The 17,324-nt window shown below is 65.2% G+C and carries 15 protein-coding genes; 11 read left to right on the plus strand and 4 right to left on the minus strand.

The genetic code is table 11. The annotated features are described in order from the left end of the window. Both ACKAE7_RS09270 and ACKAE7_RS09275 read right to left on the minus strand, forming a co-directional pair. A partial coding sequence (locus tag ACKAE7_RS09270; RefSeq protein WP_408979005.1) for a protein kinase domain-containing protein occupies positions 1–1,194 on the minus strand: 1,194 nt, incomplete at its 3' end. Between the two features lie 101 nt (positions 1,195–1,295). After that, entirely contained in the window at positions 1,296–2,681 is a 1,386-nt protein-coding gene (locus ACKAE7_RS09275; protein ID WP_188813272.1) for a lytic transglycosylase domain-containing protein, read from the minus strand. 239 nt (positions 2,682–2,920) lie between these two features. Between ACKAE7_RS09275 and ACKAE7_RS09280 the strand changes: the two genes are divergently transcribed. Next, positions 2,921–3,274, plus strand: a complete 354-nt coding sequence (locus ACKAE7_RS09280; RefSeq protein ID WP_188813264.1) for an Rv2175c family DNA-binding protein — start codon at positions 2,921–2,923, stop codon at positions 3,272–3,274. Between the two features lie 39 nt (positions 3,275–3,313). Here ACKAE7_RS09280 and ACKAE7_RS09285 read toward each other — a convergent pair whose 3' ends face one another. Continuing rightward, positions 3,314–4,408, minus strand: a complete 1,095-nt coding sequence (locus ACKAE7_RS09285) for a polyprenyl synthetase family protein (RefSeq protein WP_408979006.1) — start codon at positions 4,406–4,408, stop codon at positions 3,314–3,316. Then, complete coding sequence (locus ACKAE7_RS09290) at positions 4,405–4,932, minus strand: hypothetical protein (protein ID WP_408979007.1); 528 nt, start codon at positions 4,930–4,932, stop codon at positions 4,405–4,407. Before ACKAE7_RS09290 ends, ACKAE7_RS09285 begins: the two co-directional genes overlap by 4 nt. 90 nt (positions 4,933–5,022) lie before the next feature. On the opposite strand from ACKAE7_RS09290, the gene dinB reads away from it, so the two are divergent. The 10 genes from dinB to murD all read left to right on the plus strand — a co-directional run bounded on the left by dinB (position 5,023) and on the right by murD (position 17,322). Next, positions 5,023–6,234, plus strand: coding sequence for a DNA polymerase IV (gene dinB / locus ACKAE7_RS09295; RefSeq protein WP_408979008.1), 1,212 nt, complete (start codon positions 5,023–5,025; stop codon positions 6,232–6,234). Between the two features lie 274 nt (positions 6,235–6,508). Next, on the plus strand, positions 6,509–6,883 hold the full coding sequence (locus tag ACKAE7_RS09300; protein ID WP_188813259.1) for a DUF3040 domain-containing protein: 375 nt from the start codon (positions 6,509–6,511) through the stop codon (positions 6,881–6,883). A gap of 392 nt (positions 6,884–7,275) precedes the next feature. Beyond that, positions 7,276–7,704, plus strand: coding sequence for a division/cell wall cluster transcriptional repressor MraZ (gene mraZ, locus ACKAE7_RS09305; RefSeq protein WP_104188709.1), 429 nt, complete (start codon positions 7,276–7,278; stop codon positions 7,702–7,704). 164 nt (positions 7,705–7,868) lie between these two features. Beyond that, complete coding sequence (gene rsmH, locus ACKAE7_RS09310) at positions 7,869–8,861, plus strand: 16S rRNA (cytosine(1402)-N(4))-methyltransferase RsmH (protein ID WP_188813257.1); 993 nt, start codon at positions 7,869–7,871, stop codon at positions 8,859–8,861. After that, a complete protein-coding gene (locus ACKAE7_RS09315; RefSeq protein ID WP_188813255.1) occupies positions 8,858–9,598 on the plus strand; it encodes a hypothetical protein in 741 nt (246 codons plus the stop codon). Before rsmH ends, ACKAE7_RS09315 begins: the two co-directional genes overlap by 4 nt. A 48-nt stretch (positions 9,599–9,646) precedes the next feature. Then, positions 9,647–11,443, plus strand: a complete 1,797-nt coding sequence (locus ACKAE7_RS09320) for a penicillin-binding protein 2 (RefSeq protein ID WP_188813254.1) — start codon at positions 9,647–9,649, stop codon at positions 11,441–11,443. 82 nt (positions 11,444–11,525) lie between these two features. Then, entirely contained in the window at positions 11,526–13,187 is a 1,662-nt protein-coding gene (locus tag ACKAE7_RS09325) for a UDP-N-acetylmuramoyl-L-alanyl-D-glutamate--2,6-diaminopimelate ligase (RefSeq protein WP_191036140.1), read from the plus strand. A 6-nt stretch (positions 13,188–13,193) separates the two neighbouring features. Beyond that, positions 13,194–14,660, plus strand: a complete 1,467-nt coding sequence (gene murF / locus ACKAE7_RS09330) for a UDP-N-acetylmuramoyl-tripeptide--D-alanyl-D-alanine ligase (RefSeq protein WP_191036141.1) — start codon at positions 13,194–13,196, stop codon at positions 14,658–14,660. Continuing rightward, positions 14,657–15,766 (plus strand): phospho-N-acetylmuramoyl-pentapeptide-transferase, encoded by a 1,110-nt coding sequence (gene mraY, locus ACKAE7_RS09335; RefSeq protein ID WP_104188696.1) that lies wholly within the window; start codon positions 14,657–14,659, stop codon positions 15,764–15,766. Before murF ends, mraY begins: the two co-directional genes overlap by 4 nt. Further along, the gene (murD, locus tag ACKAE7_RS09340; RefSeq protein ID WP_408979009.1) at positions 15,748–17,322 is read left to right on the plus strand and encodes a UDP-N-acetylmuramoyl-L-alanine--D-glutamate ligase; all 1,575 of its coding nucleotides are present in this window, start codon (positions 15,748–15,750) and stop codon (positions 17,320–17,322) included. The genes mraY and murD overlap by 19 nt, the downstream gene beginning before the upstream one ends. Positions 17,323–17,324 lie beyond the last annotated feature (2 nt).

Genomic DNA, 17,324 nt, shown 5'->3' on the forward strand with positions numbered 1-17,324 from the left:
TGGGCGCCGCCTCCTCCGGTGCTGGGCAAACGCGCCCAGCGCAAGGCCGACAGGGAGGACGAGAAGGCACGGGCGCGGCGAGGGCGGGTAGGCGGGCGCGGCGGGCTGTCCGTACGGGATCACCGTTGTGGGATTGTTCGTGCGGCCGATGACCTCGGTGGGATGCTGGACGTGCCCGGTGTCAGTAAGCGTGCCGTCAATAAACTCGGTTTCACTGACCCCGGCAGGCCCGCGGGACGGAGGGGCATCCAGCGGCGGGGAAGGATTCCGGCGCGGGGGAAGGTGTTGGTCCCCGCGCGCGGTGACGGCTGCACCAGCGGCAGCCGCGGGCGGACGCAGGTCCAGTTCAGCATCCGTGAGGTGGGTCCTGATATGCCGCAGTTCCTGGAGCAGGGCACTTCCGTCCACCGGCCGGTTCTCGGGGTCGCTGGCTGTGCACCACTGCACGAGTTCGTCCACTTCGGCGGCCAGGCCCGGGACCAGGGCCGAGGGCGGCCCCACTGTCCCGTGGACGTGCTGGTACGCCACCTGGATGGGGACCTCGCCGTCGAACGGCTGCCGTCCGGTAAGCATCTCGTACAGCATGATGCCCAGGGAGTAGATGTCGCTGCGCGCGTCAGCCGCCCGTCCCAGGACGAGTTCAGGGGAGAGGTAAGCGACCGTTCCAATCAGGGCGCCCGTGCTGGTGGCGGTGGTGACGGCGCGGGCCAGGCCGAAATCACCGATCTTGATCCGGCCGTCGTCGGAAATCAGAACATTCTCCGGCTTGACGTCGCGGTGGATGAAGCCGGCAGCATGGGCGGCGCCGAGGCCTTCGGCCACCGGATCGATCAGCGCCAGTGCCAGCCGCGGCGGCAGGGCGCCCTTCTCATTAATGAGGTCACGCAGCGTGTGGCCCTTGATGTATTCCATGACCAGGTACGCCGTGGGGCCGTCGTTCCCCTGGTCAAGGACCCCCACCACGTGTGGATGGGACAACCGTGCAGCCGCCTTGGCCTCCCGGCCAAGCCTGCCCAGGAAGTTGTCATCAGCGGAGAGGTGCGGATGCAGCACCTTGAGCGCCACGTCCCGCTCCAGCCGCTGGTCCGTGGCAAGGTAAACCGTGGACATGCCGCCGCGTGCGAGCTTGGACCGCACGGCGTACCGGTTGTCCACCAGCGTTCCTACAAGAGGGTCTGACACGTGTTCCTGCACCCTACGATCCTAATCCCCGCAGCGGAACGGGCCCGAACCTTTACCGGTCCGGACCCGTTCAAACTTTCCCGTCCCCGCGGTGCGCGGGCGGCAGCAGCAGCTCAGCCGAAGTTTTTCTGGTGTGCCTTGATGGCCGCCACATAGGCCTTGGTGTCGTCGTACATGCCGTACTTGCTGACAGAATACTGGCCCTGGTAATAGCCGGCGATGGCCGTGTCCCTGTCCTTGCTGGTGGCAAGGAGCTGGCGGATGATTGCTACCCCGGCCGTGGCGTTGTCATAGGGGTCCAGCAGGTTCAGCTTGCGTCCCACCAGGTCCGAAGCCCACTGGCCGGAGGTGGGGATGACCTGCATGGTACCTATGGCGTTGGCGGGGGAAACTGCCCGCTGGTCAAACCCGGATTCCTGGTGCGCGAAGGCGAGGGCCAAGGAGGGTTCCACGCCCATCCTGCGCGCGGTATCTGCCACAATGTTCCGCATTTCAGCTCGGGAGGGCACCGGGGAGGCGTTCAGCAACGCTTTGTTCTCGTTGGCGGAGCTGACCACTGCGGCAGGGTAGCTGAAGCCCAGGAATGAGCTTGGGACCAGGGGCGTGACCGAGGCTGCCGGCTGCGGAGCGGCAGGCTGTCCGTTGGCGCCGGGGATGGCCAGCTTGTTGCCCGGGTAGATGACACTGGTCATGCCCAGGCGGTTGGCGGACAGCAGCTCGGAGAGCTTGACGCCGTGCCGGGACGCGATCGCGGAGAGCGTGTCTCCGGCTTTGACGGTGTAGGAACCGGAGGCCGGGGCCGCAGGCGCGGCGGGAGCCGATGTCGAGGCCAGCCCGCCCGGGACAGGAGCGGCGGCGGGCGCGGGAGCCGCACCACCGGCCCCGACCTTGATCTTCTGCCCCGGGTAGATAACGGAGCGCATGTTGAGGTTGTTCCACGAGAACACATCCGCCAGGCCCACGTTGTGCCGGGCAGCGATGGCACCCAGTGTGTCACCGGGCTTCACCGTATACGTGGCGCCGCCTGCGGGTGCGGCCGCAGGTGCGGCCGGGGCGGGCGCGGCGGAGGGCGCTGCAGGTGCGGCGGCCGAGCCGGAAAGCTTGATCTTCTGGCCGGGATAGATGATTGTGTTCGCCTGAAGGTTGTTCAGCTTCAGGACCTCAGCAGTGTTAAGTCCGAATTTTCCTGCAATGGCACTGATGGTGTCGCCACGGGCAATCGTGTACTCCGCCGGGGCCGAAGGCTGTGCCGGCTTAAAGGCGGAGGGGATCGCCGTCGACACCGACGCCGCGGGAATAACTGTTGCACTGGCCGTGGCGGCCTGGGCTTTCATGGCTGCTGCAAGCGTCCCCGGAATGGCGCGGACAGGCTGCTCGGCAGCGGCTGGCTGGGCCAGCGCCAAGGATGACAATACGACCGCTGGCAGCGCTGCCGTCGTCGCGGCGAGCATAGGCAGGCTCGGCTTGGGGGGCTGCTTGTGCGAGCGGGACATCGTCATGGAAAGAATCCTCTTCTCAACTGCGGGCGCGGGCGGGGATGCCGCTGATTCCGATACTACTGTTACTGCTGTTAATACTGTTACAAATGTGGTCAATGAGAATCTCTCACGGATTGTGGATTAGCACAAGAATTCCGGTAACAGCTGCAAGGAAGAATTTTGGGAGTGTCCGCGGGTCAATGCGTTCCGCCGAATGCATCAACTAGGCGGCAAGGCGCACGCCGTGGCAACCTTGATCCGTGAGCAATGTAGAAAACCTTGTGGGCGAATGGTTGCCCCTGCCCGACGTCGCCCGTTTATTGGATGTTTCCATCACCAAGGTGCACAGCCTGCTGGATGAACGTGCCCTGGCGGCGCTGCGGGTCGGTGAACGGAGAATCAGGTCGGTGCCGGCAGAATTTATCCAGGACGGCCAGGTGGTGGACAGCCTAAAGGGAACCATCGTTGTCCTGTCTGACGCAGGGTACTCGGACGAGGACCTGATCGTATGGCTCTTTACCCCGGACGAGTCACTGCGCGGACGGCCCATCGACGCCCTGCGTGAGGGCCGGAAAACAGAAATACGGCGCAGGGCCCAGACCCTCGCCTGGTAGTTTCCCGGCCCGGCACGTCGCCTGGCTTGCCTTAAACCGCTAGGAGGCGCGGCTGACGGTCGCTTCAGCCAGCCGCCGAAGGGCAGTCTTGGGCAACTCCACGAGGGGGAGTGCCTCCAGGGCCTCGAAGGCGGCGGCGCCAAATTCATTGATGAGGACCTCGGTGGCCGCCAGTGCCCCGGACTCCTCAATAATCCGCCGGAGCTCGTCGACGTCGTCCTCCGAGAGGTCCGGGCTCCCGAGCCTGGAGTCGATGAAGGCCGCCTCTTCAGCCGTTGCCTGGTCCATGGCCAGGGCAACCAGCACAGTGCGTTTCCCTTCCCTCAGGTCGTCGCCTGCCGGCTTGCCGGTTGTCAGCGGATCGCCGAAGACACCGAGCACGTCATCCCGGAGCTGGAACGCTTCCCCCAGTGGCAGCGCAAATGCCGAGTAGCCGCGGAGCAGGTCATCCGAGGCTCCCGCGAGTGCGCCTCCCAGCGCCAGCGGATGTTCGGTGGAGTACTTGGCAGATTTGAAGCGGATGATGGACTGGGCGCGCGAGACGGCGCCGGCGCGGTCCCTGGCCGGCCCGGCAACCTCTTCCAGGATGTCCAGGTACTGGCCTGCCATCACTTCGGCCCGCATGAGGTTGAAGATCAGCCTTGCCCTGCTGCCGGCTGCTGCCCGCTCGCCAACATCCGTGAAGGCCTCCTCGCTGAAGGAGAGGCAGAGGTCTCCCGCCAGAATGGCGGCTGCCTGCCCGAAGCGTTCGCTGTCCAGCGCCCAGCCCTGTGAGCCGTGCAGCTCGCTGAACCGGCGGTGGACGCTTGGTCCGCCCCGCCTGGTGTCAGACCGGTCGATGATGTCGTCGTGGATCAGCGCAGCGGCCTGGAACAACTCAAGGGCTGCGCCTGCCGTTACTACCTGCTGGGCCGCAGGTTCTCCACCGGCACCCCGCCAGCCCCAGTAGCACATCAACGCGCGCAGGCGCTTGCCGCCGGTCACCAGGTTGGAGATTGACCCCATGATCGGATCAATGTCCGGCGAAATGGCGGACATGACTGATTGCCGCGAGGCCAGGAACCCGGTGAGTTCGCCGGCCACCGCCGCCACGAAGTCTGCCTGTTCATGCCTGAGCTGCTCGGCCGCGGTCACTTGGCTGACTCAGCTGGCACGTTGGCGCCGATGGTAAAGGTGGAAACTCCAGCTGCTTCAACTACCGAGATGTTGACGGTGTCGCTGTCCCCCCGGAGAAAGTCCCTGGAAGCGACTGCCCCCACGGTTTCGCCGGGTACGGCCTTGAAGCCCTGGCCTTCAAGCGCCTTGGCGTAGAAATCGAGGACTGCGGCGGTGGGGGCCGCCACGGTTCCCACCAGTGCGGCGGTGGCGGGGGCCGACGCTTTATCGAAACTGCTCGATACCACTGTGGCCCCAGGCATGAGGGGAAGGAGCTGTTGCGGGAAGCCGTCCACCAGCGCGCCGACGGTGGCGGAGGTATTGGGGGAAGCGGAAGGGCTGGGGGAAGCCGTGACAGTGGACGCGGCAGTTGCCGGCGCCGAAGCGGAGGCGGAAGAATCCGGGCTTGCTGACGGAGTTGGACTGCAGGCTGCAAGTGCCATCGCTGCGCCGGCAGCTAGAACTGCAGCGCCTGCTGGCTTGAGGTTTCCAAAGACCGTCACAGGGACTTTCCTCCTGGTGTTGATGCCGGATTCAGCCTTCAGTTTAGTCAGTACAAAACGGCTAGGATTGCAGCCGTGGGGCCCGAAGGTATGAACCAGCCACCCGGAGCGGTGATTCCGGGACGTCGGCGCACGTGCATCATGCACGTGGACATGGATGCCTTTTACGTCTCTGTCGAGCTGCGGACGAGACCTGAACTCCGCGGCAAGCCAGTCATTGTTGGCTTCCCTGCGGACCGTTCCGTGGTCCTCTCTGCCTCCTACGAAGCCCGTGCGTTCGGTGTGAAATCGGCCATGCCGATGGCCGTGGCGTCCCGGATGTGCCCGCAGGCGGTCATCATCGAACCGCGCCACAAGCTCTACTACGAGGTGTCAGCCCAGCTGATGGCGATTTTTGGATCAGTCACCGAACTCGTTGAACCGCTCAGCGTCGATGAGGCGTTCCTCGACGTCACAGGCGCCATACGCCGGCTGGGGGCACCGCGGGGCATCGGGGAGATGATCCGGCGCCAGGTAGCTTCGGAGCTGGGCATCACTGCATCCGTAGGGATAGCGGAATCAAAGTTCGTGGCGAAGATCGCGTCAACCCGCTGCAAGCCTGACGGACTGCTTCTGATTGGTCCCGAGGAAACGGTGCCCTACCTCCACAGCCTGCCGGTCGGTGCCCTGTGGGGCGTAGGCGCCAAGACCGCTGATGTCCTGGCAAGGATGGGCATCAGGACGGTTGCTGACGTGGCAGCAACGCCGGTGTCCACCCTTAAGAGGATGCTGGGTGCTACGGGTGAGCACGTTCATCAGCTGTCGTGGGGTATTGACCACCGGGCGGTGACTCCGGTCCGGCTGGAGAAGAGCATCGGTGCCGAAGAGACCTTTGCGGTCGACACGGGCGACGACGCCCTGCTCCACCGTGAAATCCTGCGGCTGTCCCACCGGACGGCGTCGCGCCTTCGGAGTTCCGGGATGGTGGCCCGGACAATTGCCCTGAAGCTGCGGTTCGCCGATTTCTCCACCATTACCCGCAGCCGGACGGTCCAAACGCCGGTGGACAGTGCCCAGCTAATCTATTCAGTGGCGCTCCAGCTGCTGGAATCGGTGGGGGACAGGACCATGGCGGTGCGGCTCGTGGGCGTACGGGCCGAACAGTTGGAGGAAGCCGCCCGCACCTCGCTGCAGCTGAGCATCGACCGGCGGGACGAGAACTGGCGTGCGGCCGAACAGGCCCTCGACGAAGTGGCGCGCAAATTCGGCAGCAAATCCGTCCTCCCGGCCCGCTTGATGGAGCCGGGAACCGGCCCTCAATAGCGGGCCGGTTCCGGCAGCCGGGGGTCCCGGATAAGTCATTGCCGTCTTTCAGAACAGCCCCCAACAAACTATCCTTAGATATACATAGTTTTTGAGTGACTGGACTTACTGCCGGACCCTCTTGGACATGCTCCCGCTCCTGCGACGGCGTGCCTGGTTACCGACTTTTTGCCATTGTGGGCAGGGCGGGAACCTCTTAGGCACAACAGCCGTTAACGGTGCAGAAGTAGTGGCTGGGATCAGCCCGGACGTTGGCCTACAAAAGGAGGTCGTGATGCCGCTGTCGGAGCACGAACAGAAGCTGCTTGAGCAGCTGGAGAAGCAGCTTCACGAGGACGACCCGAAGTTCGCAAATTCCATGGGGTCAGACCCAGGGCGTTCATGGTCCACGAGGCATGTGGTGATTGGCGTCCTCTGCGCCCTGGCTGGCGTCTTCCTGTTGCTCGTGGGCGTCACTCTCCAAAATATCTTTGTTGGAGTACTGGGCTTCATAGTGATGGGCGGCGGCGTCTATTTCGCCACCATGCGCAGCAGTACGGCCGCGAAGCCGGGATCCAAGGCCGGCAGTCGAAAGCCCGGCAAGCAGAAAAACTCCTTCATGAGCACTCTCGAGGAGCGCTGGGACGAAAGGCGCAGGGGAGAACCCTAAACCTCCGGGCGCTGCCCATGACGGCATCTCCACTTCCCTCCCCCTAGTGGGGTAAACGCGAAAAGACCCGCCTTTGGCGGGTCTTTTCGCGTTTAGGCACGCCTCTGGCGAAATGTCCCTCCCTTGCCGGGGCCTGGCCGGACGTACCGCCGCGTTTAGTCCTTTGGAAGTGACACTTTCCGGAGCCAGGGAACCGCCCGGCGGCAAAACTCCTCCACTTTCCACCACCGCGGCGAAATCCGCGCCAATTCAGCCTCCTTTTCCCACAAAGTGGAGGCCGGGCGCCCTGTTTGCGTTGACTGTGGGGGAAAGTGGAGTAATGTGGAGGACATAAGAGGGTAGTTGCAACATAGGGGATGTGCAGTTCCTGACATCGGACAGGCGGTGGGCCAGTGTTTCTTGGCACTCACTCGCCGCGTCTGGATGAAAAGGGACGGATTATCCTCCCTGCCAAGTTCCGTGAGGAACTTGCCAGCGGGCTGGTGCTCACAAGGGGCCAGGAACGTTGCATCTACGTCTTCAGCGAGAAGGAATTTGCGCGGGTCCACGAGCAAATGCGGGATGCGCCAATCTCCTCAAAACAGGCGCGGGACTACATCCGCGTCTTTCTCTCTGGAGCCTCGGACGAGGTACCTGACAAGCAGGGGCGCATCACTATTCCACCGGCGCTCCGGGAATATGCAGGCCTCGGCAGGGAGCTCGCCGTTATCGGCGCCGGCTCCCGCGCCGAGATCTGGGATGCCCAGGCCTGGACTGAATACCTCGCGGAGAAGGAGACGGCCTTCTCCGAGACTGATGACCCCATTCCGGGCATTCTCTGACCGGGGGGGACAGCAGGCAGTTTCTTGGATGAGATCTCCAGCCGCCCATCGGCTGGCCATCCTGGCTCACTTCCCCGGAGCCAGGCTGGCGGACGATAGGCGCGGATGGGGATCTGGTCCCAGAAGCACCACAGGCAACACCCGACGGCGAGAAAGGACGAGGCATGAACGAACACCCGAAGCCCACGTCCGAACGCCATGTGCCGGTCCTTCGGGACCGGTGCATCAATTTGTTGGCACCTGGATTCGAGGCCGCAAGGCTGCGCGGGGAAACCCCGGTGGCCGTTGACGCAACCCTGGGCATGGGCGGCCACTCCGAGGCCATGCTGCAGCGTTTTCCCGACCTGCACCTCATTGGCATCGACCGCGATGAGGAAGCCCTGGCACTTGCCGGCCAGCGGCTGGCCCCGTTCGCCGCCCGCACGGACCTGGTGCACGCCGTCTATGACGAGATCCAGGACGTCCTGGCTGACCTTGGCGTTTCCGAGGTCCACGGGATCCTGATGGACCTCGGTGTCTCCTCCCTCCAGCTTGATGAACGCGAACGCGGCTTCGCCTACTCCTTCGACGCCCCGCTGGACATGCGGATGGACACCAGCCGCGGCCAGACGGCGGCGGACGTTGTGAACACCTACTCGGAAGAGGAGCTCGTCAGGATCATCCGCAAGTGGGGCGAGGAAAAGTTCGCGGGCCGGATCGCCAACAGGATTGTTGCAGCCCGGGCCACCAAGCCCTTCGCAACAACCGGGGAACTTGTGGAACAGATCCGCTCGGTGGTGCCGGCGTCCGCAGCGAAATCCGGCGGACACCCAGCCAAGCGGACCTTCCAGGCTCTCCGGATCGAGGTCAACGAAGAACTCGACGTCCTGGAGCGTGCTGTTCCGGCCGCCGTCGACTCCCTGGCCATGGGTGGGCGGATCGTTGTCATGTCCTACCACTCGCTGGAGGACAAAATCGTCAAGGGCGTCCTGCAGGCACGTTCCAAATCCTCGGCTCCGCTCGGATTCCCGGTGGAGCTGGAAGAACATAAGGCCGAACTGAAAACCCTTACCAAAGGCACCGAGGTGCCCACCGCCGTCGAAATCGCCGAAAACCCGCGTGCTGCCTCTGCAAGACTGCGCGCGGCGGAACGAATCAGAGCCAGGAGAGCTGCATGAGCACCGCTGCCGTCAAGGACTTTCCCGTCGCTTCAGGCGGCTCGGCGGCCGGCAGGAATCTTCCCGCCCGTACCGCCGGTGACGGACGGAAGGCCCGTACTCCGCTGTCTGTGGTGCGCACCGTACCCCGCAAGCGCCGGGCACCCTTCGTGGTGCTGTGCTTCGCCATGCTTGCCCTGGCACTGATTGCCGTGCTGGTACTGAACATCTCGGTATCCACCTCCCAGTACCAGCTGGTGGAGCTTCGGGCCAAGCAGAGTACCCTGACCAAGCAGAACCAGGACCTCACCCAGCAGGTACAGAACTTCGAAGCACCCCAGAACCTGGCCGCGAAAGCCACGGAACTGGGGATGGTTGCCTCCACGGTCAAAGGCCAGATCGATCTGTCCACCCTGTCTGTCACCGGTAAGGCGACTCCCGCGGTTAAGGGCGGTGCTGAAGGGGCGGTTATCCCCGCCCCCGCCGTGGCCGGGCAGCTGATCGTGGTGCCGCCGGCAAGCAAGGGTGAACCGCTGGAAAGCCGCAAGCCGGCAGAAGCGGCTGCTCCCGCCGCGCAGGGTAGTGAAGCAGCGGATGCTGCGGCGTCCGGCGCGGCAACGCCGGGTGCTGCGGCCTCCGCAGCCGGTGATCCCGCTGCTGCTGCCGCGGCTGCAGCAGCAGCAGCACCGGCGGCGGCTGCCGTTGAACTCCACGGGGGCTCCGTGCCCGCGCCGGAACAGAAGGTGCCCGGACAGTAATACGGCAGGTCTGGCAGGCAGCAGGGTCGAACAGCAAGGAAATTAACGGTGGCGCAGAGGACCGGCAAGGCAAACAACGGCAGGGCTCCCAACGCCACCAAGCGCCTGCGCCTGGGCCTTGGCATCATGCTGACGCTCCTGCTGGTGGTGGGCGGAAAGCTTTTCCTGGTCCAGGGGCTCGACGTGGGGGGAATGGCCGAGGCCGCCCTGAACAGCCGGATGCAGCAAACTGTCCTCCCGGCAGAACGCGGAAGCATCCTGGACTCACGGGGTACTGTGCTCGCCAACAGCGTGATCCGCTACAACGTGGTGGTGGACCAGCGGGTCAACACCAAAACGGAGACATTCAAGCGCCTGGACGACGCCAAGGAGAAGCTGGTGGACGTCAGCCGGGAGCAGGGGCTGACGGAACTTGCGGCTGCCCTCGGCATGGAAAAGGACGCGATCCGCGAGGCCGTCACCGGGCAGCAGCCCTACTACATTGTGGCCAAGGACGTGAAGCCGGACGTTGAGGACCGCATCTCGCAGCTCCAAATTCCCGGTATTGTGACCGAGGGCGTCAGCAAGCGTGTCTACCCGAACGGATCCGTTGCCGGTGGCATCATCGGTTTCCTCCAGGACGGCACCACAGGCCAGGCGGGGATCGAGCAGACCCAGGATGGTCTCCTGAAAGGTGCTGACGGCAAGAGGCTCTTCGAGATCGGTGCGGACGGCCTGCGCATCCCCGTGGGCGTGGATGAACTGACTCCGCCGGAGGACGGCAAGGACGTCAAGCTCACCATCAACTCGGACCTTCAGTATTTCGCGCAGCAGGCCATCCAAAGCCAGACGGAGAAACTGAACGCCGAGTGGGGCTCCATCATTGTGATGGACGCCAAGACCGGAGACCTGGTGGCCATGGCGGACACCAACGCGCCGGACCCGAACGACCCCGGCAGGGTGGCTGCTCAGGACCGCGGTGTCCGCTCCGTCACCGCGGCCTACGAGCCCGGCTCGGTGCAGAAGATGATGACCGTGGCCGCGCTGATCGAAGAGGGCAAGGCGGGCCCGCTCGATGAATTCACCCTGGACCCGACCTACACGGTCAACGGCCAGACCTTCAGCGACTCCTTTGCGCACGGCACGGAAGAGCGGACGCTCGCCGGCATTTTGGGCTACTCGATGAACACCGGAACCGTCATGGCCGGTCAGCGGCTGAGCAAGGAACAGCGCTACGACTGGCTGAAGAAGTTTGGCATCGGCGAAGCTCCGGACATTGGCCTGCCTGCCACGGCCTCCGGGATATTGACACCCTGGCAGCAGTGGGACGGCCGCCAGGAATTCACAGTCCTGTTCGGCCAGGGCGTCTCCCAGTCCACCCTGCAGACCGTGCGGGCATTCCAGTCCATCGCCAATAACGGCGTGATGCTGCAGCCGCGCCTCATCGACTCTTACGTTTCCGCAGATGGAACCGAGGAAAAGGTTGCGCCCGCGGAACCACGCCAGATCGTGTCGGAGGACACCGCCCAGCAGGTGCAGGACATCCTGGAGAGCGCGGTTACCGAGGGCCAGATCAAGGACGCCGGCATCGACGGTTACCGGGTGGGGGCAAAAACCGGAACGTCCGAGTCCCCGTGCGACGACGGCAAGTCCGGCTTCTGCGGCTACACCGCCTCGATCGTGGGCATGGCTCCGATGGATGATCCGCGGTTTATTGTTGAGGTGGTACTCCAGCGGCCCAAGGGCAGCATCTACGGGATTACCAACGGGCCGGTCTTCCGGTCGGTTTTGAGCCAGGCACTGCGGACCTACAACGTCCAGCCGTCCACGGGTGAACCGGCCCGGCTGCCCCAGTTCGCCAAGTAATACCCCGGCAGCAGCCGCAGCAGCCCCGCCTGCTTCGGCTGATCCACGCCGGGCACGGTCCACTAGCACCATCGGAGATCCCTTGTCAGAGTTCAACGCGTCCGATCAGCGCCCTGCCCCGCAGGAAGCGGCTCCACAGGGAGCGGCCCCGCAGGGACCGGACAGCCAGGCACGCTTCCGCCCCTCAGCTGTGGAGGCGGTCCGGCTGGAAAGCATCGGCGACGCAGTCGGCGTCGTCATTCCGGGAGCCTCGGCGGATGTGGCGGTGACCGGCATCTCGCTGAACTCCCGCACAGTGGAGCCGGGTGACCTGTACGTGGCCCTGCCCGGTGCCGTCCGGCACGGCGCGGACTTCGCCGCCCAGGCCGTTGAAGCGGGAGCCGCGGCTGTCTTGACGGACGACGCCGGTGCGCGACTCCTGGCCCTTTCCTCCGAGACTGCGGTACCTGTGCTGGTGGTTGATGCCCCGCGGAACGTGGTGGGCCCGCTCTCCGCCATGATCTACCGCAGCGGGCAGGACGCCGCCCCGCAGTTGTTCGGTGTGACGGGCACCAACGGCAAGACCACCACCACATACTTCATCACCTCGCTGCTGCGCTCCCTTGGCAAAAGGACCGGCCTGATCGGGACCATAGAGATCCTGGCCGGCGGGGACCCCATTCCCAGCCTCCTCACCACGCCGGAGTCCCCGGAGGTCCACGGGCTCCTGGCGCTCATGGGTGAAAAGGAACTGGACGCGGCCGCCATGGAGGTCTCCTCCCACGCCATCTCCTACCAGCGGGTGGACGGAGTGCTGTTCGACGTCGCCGGCTTCACCAACCTCACCCAGGACCACCTGGACCTGCACCACACCATGGAGGACTATTTCGCCACCAAGGCGGAGCTTTTCACGCCTGCCCGGGCGCGGAGGGCCGTGGTAACGGTCGACGACGAATGGGGCCGCCGCCTTGCCGGCAGCGCCGGGGTGCCGGTCACCACCCTCAGCACCTCAAGGGCCAACCCCGCCGACTGGACCGTGACGGAAACCGCGCCCCGGGGGCTGGGCACGAAATTCACGCTCAGCGGGCCCGGCGGCACCGTCCTGACGGTCCACACGGGGCTTCCCGGGAGCTTCAACGTTGCCAACGCAGCCCTGGCGGTGGTGATGGTGCTCGCCGCCGGCGTGGACGCCGCAACGCTGCAGGCTGCGCTCGACGCAGGCGACCCCTTTACGGTGGCAGTGCCCGGGCGGATGCAGCTGGTCTCCGAACAGCCCGCCGCCGTCGTGGATTTCGCCCACAACACCGACGCGCTGGCCCGGGCACTCGAAGCTGTCCGGTCACCGGAACCGGGGTCCCGGCTGATCGTTGTGTTTGGTGCGACAGGCCAGCGGGACCAGGGCAAACGGCCGGCCATGGGCGCCATCGCCGCACAGCTGGCGGACACCGTGATCATAACCGATGACGACCCCCACGACGAGGACGCGGCCGCCATCCGCGCCGATGTCCTCGCAGGGGCTCGGAAGGCCAAGGAGACGGAAAAGCTGCCCTGTACCGTGCTGGAAGTGTTCCCCCGGGACACAGCCATCCAGCGCGCCGTGGAACTCGCACGGCCGCACGACACCATCCTGGTTGCCGGCCGCGGCCACGAGGTGTGGCAGGAAGTGAAGGGCGTCAACCTTGCGCTCGACGACAGGGTGGAGCTGCGCAGCGCCTTGACAGCCAGGGGATTCAACGTTCTCCAAGACGACCGGATAGAGTCCTAGACCGAGATGATTGCATTTACTGCGGCGGAAATCGCCGATATCACCAAGGGGCGCCTGGACGCCGATCCTGGAATCACCCCTCTTTCGGTGGTCACGGATTCCCGCGAAGCCACGCCCGGGTCGCTCTACGTAGCGAAACCGGGGGAGTATGCCGACGGCCACGACTTCATAGCGGCCGCCTTCGCCGCCGGGGCCACCCTTGCGCTCGTGGAACGCCCCGTGGCAGGCCCCGACGGTGCTCCCTACCCTTCCATCGTTGTTCCTGATGCCGTGCTCGCCATGGGCGCACTCGCTGCGGAGGCCGTCCGCAGGATCCGCGCCGCACGTGCTGCGGCAAACGGCGAACTGACAGTCGTCGGCATCACCGGCTCGGCAGGGAAGACCACCACCAAGGACCTGCTCGCAGGCATTCTCTCCCTTCACGGCAATACCGTGGCGCCGAGGGGTTCCTACAACGGCGAGATCGGGGTGCCCCTCACGGTCTTCACCGCCGGAACGGATACCCGGTACCTGGTCATTGAGATGGGCGCCACAGGCGTTGGCCACATCAGCTACCTCGCGGACATGGTCAAGCCGGATATCGGCGTGGTACTTGGAGTGGGAACTGCGCACGCCGGCGAATTCGGGGGAGTGGACAACATCGCCCTTGCCAAGGGTGAACTGGTGGAAGCACTTGCAGCCTCCGGAACCGCCGTCATCAACCTCGACGACGACCGGGTGGCGGCCATGCGCGCACGCACCTCAGCGTCCGTCCTCGGATTCTCCGCCGAAGGGCGGCCCGACGCCGCCGTGCAGGCACTCAATGCGGACACCAACACTGACGGCAACCCGGAATTCGACCTCCTCCTCCCCGGAGAAGACACGCCTCACCATGTCATAAGCCGGCTGATCGGCGCCCACCACACCGGCAACCTGCTGGCGGCGGCAGCAGCTGCCCGGGCCGCAGGAATCTCCGGCGCAGACATCGCCGCCGCCCTCAGCAGCCAGGCGGCCGCCAGCCGGTGGCGCATGGAGCGCACCGAGCGGCCGGACGGCGTGACCATCATCAACGACGCCTACAACGCCAACCCCGAATCCATGCGCGCCGCGCTGCGCACACTCGCCGACCTGGGGCAGGGCAGGCGCACCTGGGCAGTCCTGGGCGCCATGCTGGAGCTCGGCGAGGATTCCATCCGCGAGCACACAGCCGTGGGCACCCAGGTGGTGCGGCTCAATATTTCCCGGCTCGTGGTGGTGGGCAGGGAAGCCCGCGCACTCTACGTATCCGCAGTCCAGGAGGGCTCCTGGGGGGACGAATGCGTCTTCGCCGAGACCGCCGACGAAGCCTACGAACTGCTCAACGTCGAACTCGAACCCGGCGACCTGGTGCTCTTCAAATCGTCCAACAGCGTTGGACTTCGCCACTTGGGCGATCAGATAGCATTACCCCCACAAACCCCGCAACCCGCCGATGAAAGGAGCACTCTGCTGTGATTGCACTTTTGATCGGCGCCGGACTGGCCCTGTTGTTCGCGCTGGTGGGCACCCCGCTCTTCATCCGGCTCCTGGTGCGCCGCGGCTACGGACAGTTCATCCGCGACGACGGGCCCACCTCCCACCACACGAAACGCGGAACGCCCACCATGGGAGGGACCGTGGTGGTGGCTGCCGTCCTGCTGAGCTACGGCCTGACCCACCTCATCATGCTGATGGTCAACCCGGCTTCCCCGGGCCCATCCGCGTCCGCCCTCATCCTGCTCTTCCTGATGGTGGGCATGGGACTTGTGGGGTTCCTGGACGATTTCATCAAGATTTCGCGGCAGCGCAGCCTTGGGCTCGACGCCAAGGCCAAGCTGATCCTGCAGGCCGCCGTCGGCATCATCTTCGCCGTGCTGGCCCTGAACTTCCCCGACGAGGACGGCCTCACGCCGGCGTCCACCAAGATTTCCCTGGTGCGCGACCTGCCGTGGCTGGACCTTGCTTTCGGCGGAACTGTGCTGGGGGCCATCCTCTTCGTTGTCTGGTCCAACCTGATCGTGACCGCTGCAACCAACGGCGTGAACCTCACCGACGGCCTCGACGGGCTGGCGGCAGGGGCCTCGGTCATGGTGTTCGGCGCCTACACGCTCATGGGCATCTGGCAGAGCAACCAGGCCTGCGGCTCGCCCCGCGAGGCGGGCAGCGGCTGCTACTCGGTCCGGGACCCCCTGGACCTCGCCCTGCTGGCAGCGATCATGAGTGCGGCCCTGGTGGGCTTCCTCTGGTGGAACACCTCTCCGGCCAAGATCTTCATGGGCGACACCGGCTCGCTGGCCATCGGTGGCGCCATTGCGGGATTCGCCATCCTGTCCAGGACCGAGCTGCTGCTGGGCATCATCGGCGGGCTGTTCGTCCTGATCACACTGTCCGTCATCATCCAGGTGGGCTACTTCAAAGCCACCGGAGGTAAACGCGTTTTCAAAATGGCGCCTTTGCAGCACCACTTCGAACTTCAGGGGTGGGCCGAGGTGACCGTGGTGGTCCGGTTCTGGATCCTCGGCGGACTCTTCGTCGCCGTGGGCCTGGGAATCTTTTACGCTGAATGGGTCGTGCTGCTGTGACCGTTTCCCCCCGCCTCCAGAACCTCGTGAGCTGGGACTCCGACTGGTCCGGACTCCGGGTGGTCGTCACCGGCATTGGCGTCTCAGGCTTCGCCGCTGCGGACACCCTGATCGAACTCGGCGCCCGCGTGGTGGTGGTGGATGCCGCCACCAGCGACAAGGCCAAGGCCCACGCCGACACCCTGAAAATTGTCGGCGCTGCGGACGTCCTGCTCGGCGAGGACGCAGTCACCCGCATTCCCCGGATCGACGGCGAGCCGCCGGAACTGATTGTCACGTCGCCGGGCTGGCGTCCGGACCAGGCCCTGCTGGCCGCCGCTGCACGGGCCCACATCCCGGTATGGGGAGACGTTGAACTGGCCTGGCGCGTGCGCGTGCGGGAAGGCCGCAAGACCGCGGACTGGCTTGCCATTACGGGAACCAACGGAAAAACCACCACGGTAGGGCTCACCGAATCAATGCTGCGCGCGGCCGGGCTGAAAGCCATTGCCGTGGGAAACGTGGGTACGCCCATCCTCGATGCGCTCCGGGATCCGGTGGAGTACGACGTCCTAGCCGTGGAACTTTCGAGCTTCCAGCTGCACTGGTCCGAGTCACTCTCGCCGGTGGCCAGCGTTTGCCTGAACGTTGCCGAGGACCACGTTGACTGGCACGGATCCTACGATTCGTACCTGGCGGACAAGGCCAAGGTCTACGAACGCACCCAAAAGGCCTGCCTCTACAACGCGGAGCAGATCGAAACAGAACGCATGGTGGAAAACGCCGACGTGGTGGAAGGATGCCGCGCCGTTGGTTTCACCACCGTCACCCCTGCCATCAGCATGCTCGGTGTGGTGGAAGGGCTCCTGGTGGACCGGGCGTTCATCGAAGAGCGCCGGGACAGTGCGGCGGAGCTCGCCTCGATGACTGACCTCGGCGCGCTGGCGCCGCGGCACATGGTGGCCAATGCCCTGGCGGCAGCAGGACTGGTACGCGCCTACGGCATCGAGCCCAAGGCAGTCCGGCAGGGAATCCAGGACTACGTGCCGGGCGACCACCGCATCCAGCCGGTAGCCCGCCACAACGGCGTCCTGTGGATCAACGACTCCAAAGCCACCAACCCGCACGCGGCATCGGCCTCCCTGGCCGCCTTCACCAACGTCATCTGGATCGCCGGAGGCCTCTCCAAGGGCGTGACCTATGACGACCTGGTGCGGGAACACGCCCCCCGGCTCAAGGCCGTGGTGCTCATCGGAGCGGATTCCTCAGCACTGGCGGACGCCCTCCGGCGACACGCGCCCGATGTCCCCGTGATCGGGACGGCCCCGGGTGAAACTGAACTGGTGCAGACTGCTGCAACAGACGGCACTGAGGCCGGTTCTCCCGACGCCGGGAAAACCGTCATGTCCCGTGCAGTTGCGTCAGCAGCCCAGCTGGCCGGGTCCGGCGATACTGTGCTGATGGCTCCGGCAGCTGCTTCCATGGATCAGTTCTCTTCCTACGCTCACCGTGGTGGCACTTTCATCGAAGCTGTCCGCGAGCTGGTGGAAGGGCAGGCCCAGACCGGCGAGGAGTAACA

Source organism: Pseudarthrobacter sp. NKDBFgelt (assembly GCF_046097905.1).
Classification (GTDB): Bacteria; Actinomycetota; Actinomycetes; order Actinomycetales; family Micrococcaceae; genus Arthrobacter; species Arthrobacter polychromogenes.

Bases quoted from the DNA above. Each gene is read 5' to 3' on its own strand.
- ACKAE7_RS09275 (WP_188813272.1), bottom strand. From the start codon at position 2,681: ATGACGATGTCCCGCTCGCACAAGCAGCCCCCCAAGCCGAGCCTGCCT.
- dinB (WP_408979008.1), top strand. From the start codon at position 5,023: ATGAACCAGCCACCCGGAGCGGTGATTCCGGGACGTCGGCGCACGTGC.
- ACKAE7_RS09300 (WP_188813259.1), top strand. From the start codon at position 6,509: ATGCCGCTGTCGGAGCACGAACAGAAGCTGCTTGAGCAGCTGGAGAAG.
- rsmH (WP_188813257.1), top strand. From the start codon at position 7,869: ATGAACGAACACCCGAAGCCCACGTCCGAACGCCATGTGCCGGTCCTT.
- ACKAE7_RS09315 (WP_188813255.1), top strand. From the start codon at position 8,858: ATGAGCACCGCTGCCGTCAAGGACTTTCCCGTCGCTTCAGGCGGCTCG.
- murF (WP_191036141.1), top strand. From the start codon at position 13,194: ATGATTGCATTTACTGCGGCGGAAATCGCCGATATCACCAAGGGGCGC.
- murD (WP_408979009.1), top strand. From the start codon at position 15,748: ATGGGTCGTGCTGCTGTGACCGTTTCCCCCCGCCTCCAGAACCTCGTG.